The sequence below is a fragment of the Methylocucumis oryzae genome, from assembly GCF_000963695.1.
In the GTDB taxonomy this organism is placed as follows: domain Bacteria; phylum Pseudomonadota; class Gammaproteobacteria; order Methylococcales; family Methylomonadaceae; genus Methylovulum; species Methylovulum oryzae.
Genome location: NZ_LAJX01000170.1, coordinates 1 through 10,025 on the forward strand (window position 1 = coordinate 1; position 10,025 = coordinate 10,025).

Sequence of the window (10,025 nt, forward strand, 5' to 3'; positions counted from 1 at the left end):
ATTGAGAATGGTAGCCATCAATTTGAATGGATGCATGTGCGAGTTGATGGTGAGTCGTTTTGGGCTGAGATTTCTCTGACGGCTATCAACCAAAAAAATGAGAGACTTATTCACGCAGTATGGCGCGATATTACTGAGAAAAAGCGTGCTGAAGACGAATTAAATGAATACCGTAGGCATTTAGAAGAGTTAGTCGTTGAACGAACAGAGAAACTTAATGCGGCTAATACCTTGGTTAAAATGAATGAAGAACGTTATCGCTATGCGTTAGAAGCAAGCTATGACGGTATTTGGGATTGGGAGCTGGCAACGGATACCGTGTATTGCAGTTCAGCATTTTTCCAAATGCTAGGTTATGAAAGAACGGATTGGGATACGGTTGAAGCTTTGTGGCGAGTGGCTTTACACACAGACGATCAACACTATTCCCTGGCCATGTTTAAACAACGCTTATTGTCAGAAGGCAGTTATGAAGCAGAGTTTAGATTACAAGCTAAAAACGGTGCTTATAAATGGATTTTAAGCCGTGGCAAAGTCGTTGTGCGTGATAGCGCAGACAAGCCTGTACGCGCAGTAGGTACCCATAGCGATGTGACTATGCGAAAACACATGGAGTTGGAATTAAGAGCGTCCAAGGAACAAGCTGAAACGGCTAACTTAGCTAAAAGCACGTTTTTTAGCGAATATGAGTCATGAGATTCGCACACCTATGAATGCTATTTTAGGTATGGCACATCTTTTAGCCAATCAAGCAAATTCAGCTGAGCAACTCGATAAAATCAATAAAATAACAACTTCTGGCAAACATTTATTAAGCTTAATTAATGATATTTTGGATTTATCAAAGATTGAAGCGGAGCGCTTAACGTTAGAAGAAATACCTATCAATATTGCCGCGATAGTGGACCAAGCCGGTAGCATGATTGCAGAACGCTTAAGAAGCAAAGCGTTAGTTTTAGATATTGATACTGCACCGGAGTTAGTTAGCTTATCTTTGTTAGGCGACCCGCTACGCATTGGTCAAATTCTGATTAATTTTTTAGGCAATGCGGTTAAGTTTACTGAAGCTGGAACCATAACCCTAGCAACGAATATTGTTTATCAAGATGAAGACGCCGTTGTTGTGAATTTTCAAGTGTCTGATACGGGCATAGGCATGACGGAAGAGCAACAAGCAAAATTGTTTCAAGCTTTTGAACAAGGTCAACATTCAATCAGTCGGCATTATGGCGGTACGGGTCTTGGCTTAGCTATTAGTCGTCGATTAGCGACAATGATGGGCGGTGAAGTAGGTGTGACTAGCCAAAATTGGTCAGGGAGTCAGTTTTGGTTTACTGTTAAATTAAAACGTAATCTTAACCCCATGGAATTAGCCAGCTCACCTAATCCTGCCGGATTTCACAGTGACGCCAAGATTTTATTAGTTGAAGATAACGAGATTAATCAAGAAGTTGCCAAACAGATGTTACAATCTGTAGGCTTGAAGGTCACGGTAGCTCAACATGGTGCGGAAGCTATCGAGAAAGCCAAACAGACTGCTTACGATTTAATTTTTATGGATATGCAAATGCCTGTTATGGATGGCTTAGAAGCGACAACGCATATTCGCGCCTTACCCGGCTATCAATATACGCCAATTATTGCGATGACGGCGAATGCCTTTGTCGAAGATAGGCAGCAATGTTTTGATGTGGGTATGAATGCATTTCTTACTAAACCCGTAGAGCCTATGCTGTTATTTAGTGTGTTATCGCAATGGTTGGCAGTCAGTGATAAGCACCCGTATGTTTATCCTAGTCGCACATCTACTCATCATAGTGCCAAAGCTAATTTCGATAGTAACAAAGCAGTGCAGCATTTTTTAGACCATCATTTGCATGACCCAGATAAAATTTTTGTCCGCGTTCAGAGACAATGATAATGAGGCGGCATTAGCGATAATGCATTCTTTAAAAAATACTGCTGGAATACTGGAGTTGGCACAGGTATTAGCGTGTTCAACTCGTTTAGAACATGCCATAAAGCAAAATCAACAACAAACAGCTATTGAACATTTAACTAATCAATTACAAGACAGCATAGCTGCTGCTGAAAGCAAGCTGCGTGTACTCATTAAACATTATGCCAAAGAACGTCCAGTACCCGCTGCTTTAATCAACACCGATTCTCTTATCCCGCGTTTTGCAGGTGTTATTAACAAAATTAGACGCCGATGATTTGCAATCTGCCGAACTATGGCGAGAACTCAAGCCGTTGTTAAGCTCGGCTATTGATAGTGATAGCTTTAAGCAGTTAAATCGAGATATAGACCATTATGAGTTTCCAAGAGCCGCTCAAACAGTGCAGACGCTAATAACATCACTTAGAGGATAATGACGATGACATTTATGGCATGGAGCGAGGATTATCTGACTGGTATAGCGACAGTTGATGAGCAGCATAAAACGTTGGTCGATATGATTAATGCGTCAGCGTCATTATTAGCGGCAGACTGCATAACTACCGATAATTATGCAACCCAGTTATTAGACGGCTTAGTCAATTATGTGTCGTTGCATTTTAGTACTGAAGATAAGCTAATGACTGAGCAAGGTATAGACATTAGGCATTTACAGCATCATCGTACTGCTCATCAAGGGTTTGCTAAACAAGTCGAGTTTTTGCGACAAGAACTTGACGAAAACGGTCAATTCAATGGAGTAAAGCTATTACGCTTTTTATCGAATTGGTTAGCGTTTCATATTTTAGGCGAAGATCAGCGCATGGCTAAGCAGCTTAAAGCCATTGAACAAGGGCACGGGCCTGAACAAGCGTATGAGCTTATCGAAGGTTCAAAAGCGGAAATATTGCAAAATGCTAATGATGTTTTGGTTAATGCATTAGTGAATTTATTTTCCCAAATGACTGAGCAAAACCGTTGTCTGATTGAAAAAAATCTTAAAATTGAAGCTGCCAATGCTGAATTAGAAAATTATCAGAAAAACTTAGAGCAATTAGTAGCTGCGCGTACAGCGGAATTAACTCAAGCAAAAAATGCTGCTGAATTATCGGCTAGAGCTAAAAATAGATTTTTAGGTACTGTCAGCCATGAATTATTAACGCCTATGAATGCTATCTTAGGTTTTGCGCATTTATTAGAGCAGTCCGATATTCCTCAAAAACATAGAGAACAAGCCAAGCGAATCATTAGTGCTTCAGAACAATTAACCGCGCAATTAAGCGAAATTCTGCAGTTTTCCCGTTTAGAAGCAGGCGATGTGGAAACTATCAATAGTTTTTTCCTGCCACAGGTATTATTAGAGCAAGTGGTTGAGTTTCAGTATAAGGTTGCTAAGCATAAAGAATTGTCTCTGCTTACCTATAGCGATCCTGATATTCCGCAAGTGTATTGCGATGTACGGTTATTACGGGATGCTATTAATATTTTAGTAAACAATGCGATTAAATTTACCGAGCATGGTTTTGTCGCCATATCTGCACAACTGATAAAACAAGAAGACAATAAGGCTGGGATTTGTTTTGAAGTTAAAGATACCGGTATTGGTATTCCGTTAGAAAAACAAAAATATTTGTTTCAAGCATTTGAGCAGTTAGATTCAACAAGTACACGTCGTTACCAAGGAGTGGGTTTAGGTCTGACGTTGTGCGCACGTATTATCGACTTATTAGGCGGCCAATTAACTGTAGAAAGCCAACCAGGCAAAGGGAGTGTGTTTAAGATTTACCTAGACTTAGACATTAATAAAACAGCTAGCTATTTTAATAATCCGCAAGACTCTAGGTCGTTAACAATACAACTTGATGAATTTAAAGAGCTGTTGAGGCACGATAATATAGAGGCTAAGCAAGCGTTTAGAAATCTATATGGTTTTTTTAACACGGTTGATGCTCAGATGACTAGCGAATTAGCACTACTTATCGAGCGTTATGAGTTTGACTTAGCGCTTGCTAGGGTGGAAAAGCTACTTGACGGTCATGAGCTAACAAGCCGCGTTAGCGAGTAATATACTCTGAATGGTCAAGTTATCGGTTTTTTGAGTAGGTTACGCTGTGCATGCCATTAAAAAAAGTCGTAATAAAATCAATAATAAGGTATGCATAGTGTATCCTGCAGCGAGCTGTAAAAACCTAAAACTTAACTTGAAGAATCACCGCTAAAAAGATTAGCGGTGACTAAACTGTTATTTTACGATGCGTAGGTTAGGCCGATTAGAGGACGGACTAGGCTTTTTAGCAGGTTTAACCGGGGGTGGCGGCTCATCAAAATCATGCGGTTCTGGCGCAAAGCTCATGCCTTTACCATTTTCTTTCGCACTGATTTCAAGTACAGAGGATACGGGTACGAGGATATGCATCGGTTGACCACTAAAGCGAGCATTAAATTCTATAGTGTCATCACCTAGAATGAGCGCTTCTACCGCTTGTGGCCGTATATTTAACACGATTTTGCCGTCTTGTATGTATTGTTCTGGTACACGCGCTTCTGGATGCATGGCATCCACAATTAAGTAGGGTGTTAAGTCATTATCGACAATCCAATCATAGATTGCGCGGATTAAATAGGGTTTTAATGAGGTCATTTAGGGACATCCATCATTTCTTTTTCTGCCTCGCTTAAACTGCGCTTAAATCCGGGTCGTTTAAACATGCGTTGTGCGTAATTATTGATAATTTCGTTTTGTGAGATAACATCAATACCAATACTCGGTAAACGCCATAACAACGGTACAACAACACAGTCGATTAATGAGAATTCATCACTCATGAAAAACGGTCTATTGGCGAAAATAGGTTCCGCTTCTAATAAGTTTTCACGTAATAATTTTTTCGCGCGCGCAGATTTTTTCTCGCCTGAATTCACTATTTCATCAAGTAATTGATACCATTCTTGATCAATGCGTTTAATCAGCATACGTGCATTTGCTCTTGATACCGGATCCATTTGGTGTAAAGGTGGATGCGGAAAACGTTCATCTAAATATTCCATGATGATGCGTGAATCGTATAACACTAGCTCGCGCTCGATTAACGTTGGTGAAGCGCCTGTAGGATTTAACTCTAGCAAATCTTCCGGTGGATTAGCAGGGTCGTAGAATTCAATGTCAGCGGTAATCTGTTTTTCATGTAAAACAAAGCGGGCGCAGTGGCTCATTGGGCATGTTGGCGACGAAAATAGCGTCATTACAGATTTACGAGTAATAATATTTGCCACAAAAAACAACCTCTTAATGCGTAAGCGGTAATAAATTAAAATAAGTGGCTATACAGAATCAACGTTTTTTGACTCTGATAGCCTTAAATAAACAAAAAGTTACTCGTATGAATGAGTAACTTTTTTTCAACTATACTCCACACAGTCGTGTATACGGTTTTTACACCGTGTCGTAGGGTACGCATTGCGTACCTCATGTATTCATTTTTGCCATACCGTGTTGTTAGTGTTGTTAAACAAGCTGCCGGGTATAGGCAGCTTGGATTAGGTCGTTAGTCATTTCTATGAACATCTTTCCAGTATTCTTTTTTCAACATATAGGCAATGACTAAGAATAACAATAAGAACGCTAAGACAAATTTTCCTAAGCTTTGGCGTTCTTGTTGTACTGGTTCACCGACATAGACCAAAAAGTTGACTAAATCAGTAACGAGTTGATCGAACTCTTGTTCTGATAACGTGCCAACATCATCGTTGACTAATGTTGTGTGTTCACCCCAAATAGTTTTTTTATGGACAAGGTGTTGGTCACCTTGTAATTGCCAAAAGGGATTAGGCATTGCTGTATCCAGAAAGACTTTATTATTAACGCCAAACGGACGGCTGTCGTCTAGGTAATAGCTTTTTAAATAGCTATAGAGCCAATCAGCGCCACGCGATCTAGCAATCAATGATAAATCTGGCGGTTGTGTACCAAACCATTTCTCTGCATCATGTTTATTCATCGCACTGCTTAAGGTGTCATAAATCGATGCGCCTTCTGGGGCAATGTCTTTTAACATGACTTTTTCATCGACATTCGTATCTAATGCGATTTTTAAGTAGCGCATATATTTAGCAGAATGGCAACCTAAACAATACGTGACAAAGTGCTTGGTTCCACGCAGCAAGGATGTTTTATCACTTGGATCTAGGTCGGGTGATTGTAAGTCAACAGCTTGCTCGGCGTGTGCGCTAAATGTTAGCGCAAACAATAATAGTAATGTGGTAATGGTTTTCATAGTCAGTCCAAGCTCTCTTTTAGATTTTTTATATAGCGCGTAAAGACATTTTTGATTCTGTCGGGGTCAGGCCTTCTACTAAAGAACGTGCTTCTAAAAGCCGGATGGTCAATTTCAGATGCGCTTGGATGATGTAATTCAGTGATTTCCTCAATTAATAACGGTAACTGCTCTTCTATGGAATGCTCTTCAGTAACGCGGTTAGGTACCGGTTTGGTTTTTTCCCAACGGGTATAAATTGGCATTAATAAGAAGAAACCGAAATAAATACAGGTAAATATTCGCGCCATTATTGTCGCACTAGGTGTGGCGGGCTGTGTGCCTAAATAGCCTAAGCTTATGAAACTAATAACAAATAATAATAATGCTTTTTTAAACAGCCCTCCACGATAACGAATGGATTTAACCGGATTTCTATCTAGCCAAGGTAATAAGAACAACACGACAATCGCGCCACCCATACCGATAACACCGGCAAATTTGTCAGGAATCGCGCGTAAAATGGCATAGAACGGCGTGAAATACCAAACAGGAGCAATATGTTCAGGGGTTTTTAATGGGTCAGCCGGAATAAAATTCGCATGTTCAAGAAAGTATCCACCCATTTCCGGCATGTAAAAGATAACGGTTGCGAAAAAAATTAAGAAAACTGCCACGCCAACAATATCTTTAACTGTGTAATATGGGTGGAAGGGGATACCATCGAGTGGTATACCTTGTTCATTTTTATATTTTTTGATTTCAATACCATCTGGGTTGTTTGAGCCGACTTCATGCAACGCAACAATATGCAGAAACACCAGCATAACTAAAATCAACGGTACGGAAATAACGTGAAAGGCAAAAAAGCGGTTTAATGTCGCGTCTGAAACGACATAGTCACCGCGTATCCATAGCGACAAGTCATCGCCTACGACTGGAATAGCGCTGAATAATGAGATAATAACTTGTGCGCCCCAATAAGACATTTGTCCCCACGGCAGTAAATACCCCATGAAGGCTTCGGCCATTAGGCAAACAAATATCAACATACCGAAAATCCAGATTAATTCGCGCGGCTGTTTAAATGAGCCGTAAATCAGTCCTCGGAACATGTGTAAGTAAACGACAATGAAAAAAGCGGATGCACCGGTCGAATGCATATAGCGTATGAGCCAACCCCAGTTGACATCGCGCATAATATATTCAACGGAGTCAAATGCGAGTTTAGCATCGGGTTTGTAATTCATCGTCAGTAAAATACCGGTGATGAATTGGTTGACCATAACGAGTAAAGCTAATGAGCCGAAGAAATACCAGATATTAAAGTTTCTTGGCGCATAATAATGTGTCATGTGTTCTTCCCACACTTTTGCTAGCGGGAAGCGTTCTAAAACCCAATTGCCTAGGTGGGCGAATCTATCCATTTTCATGCTGTTATCTCCCCATCAGATTCACCGATGATAATAAGATTATCGTTAACATAGCGATAAGGCGGGATTTCTAAATTAGTCGGTGCTGGGACACTTTGAAAGACTCGACCCGCTAAATCAAACCAGGAGCCATGACATGGACAGAAAAAACCACCTCGCCAACTCTCACCTAAATCATGAGGAGCAATTTCTGGGCGGAACGTTGGTGAGCAACCTAAATGCGTGCATAAGCCAATAGCGACAAAGATTTCCGGTTTAATCGAGCGGCTTGGGTTTTTGGCGTAATCAGGTTGTAGAGATTCATTAGAGCCTGGGTCTCGTAGCTTGCCATCTAACGTTTTAAGCGTGTCTAGCACTTGGGATGTTCGACTTAATATCCATACCGGTTTGCCGCGCCAATTGACCCTAATTAATTGACCGGGCTCTATTTTACTAATATCAACTTCAACTGGGGCACCTGCGGCCATGGCTTTAACACTAGGCTGCATTTGCGCAAGAAAAGGAACCGCTAGAAAGCCCGTGCCGACCGCTCCAACGACAGTCAATGCCGATGTGAGAAATTGGCGCTTAGACTGATCCACGTCTTCATTTATCATTATTATAGACTCCTCATTATTTATGTGCATAACAGCACTTTTTTTGTGCTGCGCACTATACCATTAGACGGCTGTAGATTTGAAGAGCTACGCGGATTTGTTTGCGTATGCGTGTGATGAGGGTGCTATTTATTTCAGCATGATTTCATATAAGTCAAGCTATTTATCAAGTAATTGTTGAGCGAGTAAACACACGGGGTGTAGAAGAGGGAGTTGAGGCGTTTGCAAATGCAGAATACAACCAAAGTTACTGCTTATCACTAATTCTGCATTCGCGTCTTTGATAACTTGTTGTTTTAACCTGCGTAATTGTTGAGATTGCACTGGATGAGTCAGCATATAACTGCCACCTGCGCCACAGCAAATAGCGTTATCGGCTAACGGTGATACGGTTAAACCAGGGATGTTTTGTAATAACGGGTAAACGCTAGCCTGCGATTTGGTTAGATTACGTTGGCTACAAGGTTCATGAACGACGGCATGAATCGGTAGTGGGGCAAAGCGTAGCGAGTTTATGTTTTGTTGTACTAAATAGTCGTTAATGTCATAGAGTGGATACTTAAATGCATTGTCAGGGTAATCCGCTAACATCGCACCACAGCCGGTCGCAGTATAAATAATTGCATCAATATCTAAGCCATTAAAAATAGCGATATTGGCGTTAACTAGCGCTTGTTCGCTTTCACCATTATGTTTATGAATAGCGCCGCAACAGCGTTGCTCGAATGGCACAACAACTTCATAACCTAACGCAGTGAGTAATTTAATCGTTGCTAAATGGGTAGCACGGTCAAAATGCTCGGTTAAACAACCAGTAAATAATGCCACACGCCCAATACGTTGAGTTTTACTTGGGTAATGCGATTTTAATGGGCTAAGCGTTGGCTGGGTTAATACGCTATCGATTTCAGTAAGCCCCAGTTTGGCTAATAAGCCACTGGCGCGCATGAGTGCGGATAGTTTAAAACGCCGATATAACTCAACAAACGGTAACAATAGATAGCGCCAATGCTTATGGCTAGTCAGCCAAAATCCAAGTTTAGCTAAGAATGGTTTTTTAGTAGTGAGTTGAGCTAACGCGCTGTCGAATAATTGGCCATACGCCATTTTGCTAGGGCAAACGCTTTCGCAGGTACGACATTGCACGCAATTTTTTAGATGAGTTTGTTCGTCATCCGTCAGCGTTTGCTTATCGAATAACAAGCGGCTAAGAGTACGAATACGCCAGCGTGGGCTTTCTGCGTCTATCGCTTCTAATTGATAAGTGGGGCAGGTGTTAAGACATAAACCACAGCGCATACAATCTGAAGGTTCAGGCACTAGATAGCCGTGAGCAGAGCCGGGTGGTGCGGCTTGATTAAATTCAAAATCCAGTGGTTCGTACATTAAGACTCCATCACTTTGACATAAGCTCTACGCAACAACTCTAATTCGGCGAGCGGTTGTAAGCGTAGTTCCGGCAAGGTTTTTAATGCGCATTGATAGGGTTTTAGTAGTTGATGGGGTGGGTCTAACACCATAAAACGCGCCATATAAACGGTAATGACACCGCCTGGTGCGTCAATTTGCTCATTAAATCCTTGTTCTACTTGAAGCAAATCGTTATCAAGTTTGTATAGCTGATTAACAGCATTGACTAATTGCGCCGGGTGTACACATACTTGTTGTGAAATGAATTGCTCTGGTTCTAAGACGCTGGATAATTTTGGCAATGCGTCAGGAAAGCAAACGCTGCCATAAGCATGCAAGCCAAATAATGTCAGCGCACTTATATCGCCTTTATAGTAAAGCAATAATCGACTGC

Annotated in this window: 12 protein-coding genes; 5 read left to right on the forward strand and 7 right to left on the reverse strand. The window is 41.1% G+C overall.

Annotated elements, in window-relative coordinates; translation table 11 throughout:
• The 5 genes from VZ94_RS23365 to VZ94_RS15510 all read left to right on the forward strand — a co-directional run.
• Positions 1-696, forward strand: a 696-nt coding sequence (locus VZ94_RS23365; protein WP_131655586.1) for a PAS domain-containing protein, incomplete at its 5' end; no start/stop codon positions are given.
• Entirely contained in the window at positions 686-1,918 is a 1,233-nt protein-coding gene (locus VZ94_RS23370) for a response regulator (RefSeq protein ID WP_052700617.1), read from the forward strand. The genes VZ94_RS23365 and VZ94_RS23370, both read left to right, overlap by 11 nt.
• Before the next feature lie 22 nt (positions 1,919-1,940).
• A complete protein-coding gene (locus VZ94_RS15500) occupies positions 1,941-2,216 on the forward strand; it encodes a phosphorelay protein (protein ID WP_045779923.1) in 276 nt (91 codons plus the stop codon).
• Positions 2,188-2,373, forward strand: a complete 186-nt coding sequence (locus tag VZ94_RS15505) for a hypothetical protein (RefSeq protein ID WP_045779924.1) — start codon at positions 2,188-2,190, stop codon at positions 2,371-2,373. Before VZ94_RS15500 ends, VZ94_RS15505 begins: the two co-directional genes overlap by 29 nt.
• 5 nt (positions 2,374-2,378) lie before the next feature.
• Positions 2,379-4,004: a bacteriohemerythrin gene (locus VZ94_RS15510; protein WP_192828666.1), complete on the forward strand. Its 1,626-nt coding sequence runs from the start codon at positions 2,379-2,381 to the stop codon at positions 4,002-4,004.
• 177 nt (positions 4,005-4,181) lie between these two features.
• Here the strand turns inward: VZ94_RS15510 and VZ94_RS15515 are convergent, their stop codons facing one another.
• The 7 genes from VZ94_RS15515 to VZ94_RS15545 form a co-directional block, all read right to left on the reverse strand.
• Positions 4,182-4,580, reverse strand: coding sequence for a ClpXP protease specificity-enhancing factor (locus tag VZ94_RS15515; protein ID WP_045779926.1), 399 nt, complete (start codon positions 4,578-4,580; stop codon positions 4,182-4,184).
• Positions 4,577-5,182: a glutathione S-transferase N-terminal domain-containing protein gene (locus VZ94_RS15520; protein ID WP_192828667.1), complete on the reverse strand. Its 606-nt coding sequence runs from the start codon at positions 5,180-5,182 to the stop codon at positions 4,577-4,579. The genes VZ94_RS15515 and VZ94_RS15520 overlap by 4 nt, the downstream gene beginning before the upstream one ends.
• A gap of 302 nt (positions 5,183-5,484) precedes the next feature.
• The gene (locus VZ94_RS15525) at positions 5,485-6,213 is read right to left on the reverse strand and encodes a cytochrome c1 (RefSeq protein ID WP_045779927.1); all 729 of its coding nucleotides are present in this window, start codon (positions 6,211-6,213) and stop codon (positions 5,485-5,487) included.
• A gap of 2 nt (positions 6,214-6,215) precedes the next feature.
• Complete coding sequence (locus tag VZ94_RS15530) at positions 6,216-7,619, reverse strand: cytochrome b (RefSeq protein WP_439097743.1); 1,404 nt, start codon at positions 7,617-7,619, stop codon at positions 6,216-6,218.
• A 2-nt stretch (positions 7,620-7,621) separates the two neighbouring features.
• Entirely contained in the window at positions 7,622-8,221 is a 600-nt protein-coding gene (gene petA, locus VZ94_RS15535) for a ubiquinol-cytochrome c reductase iron-sulfur subunit (RefSeq protein ID WP_082081730.1), read from the reverse strand.
• Positions 8,222-8,380: 159 nt separating this feature from the next.
• The gene (locus VZ94_RS15540; protein ID WP_045779929.1) at positions 8,381-9,607 is read right to left on the reverse strand and encodes a (Fe-S)-binding protein; all 1,227 of its coding nucleotides are present in this window, start codon (positions 9,605-9,607) and stop codon (positions 8,381-8,383) included.
• A partial coding sequence (locus VZ94_RS15545) for a hypothetical protein (RefSeq protein ID WP_082081731.1) occupies positions 9,607-10,025 on the reverse strand: 419 nt, incomplete at its 5' end. The genes VZ94_RS15545 and VZ94_RS15540, both read right to left, overlap by 1 nt.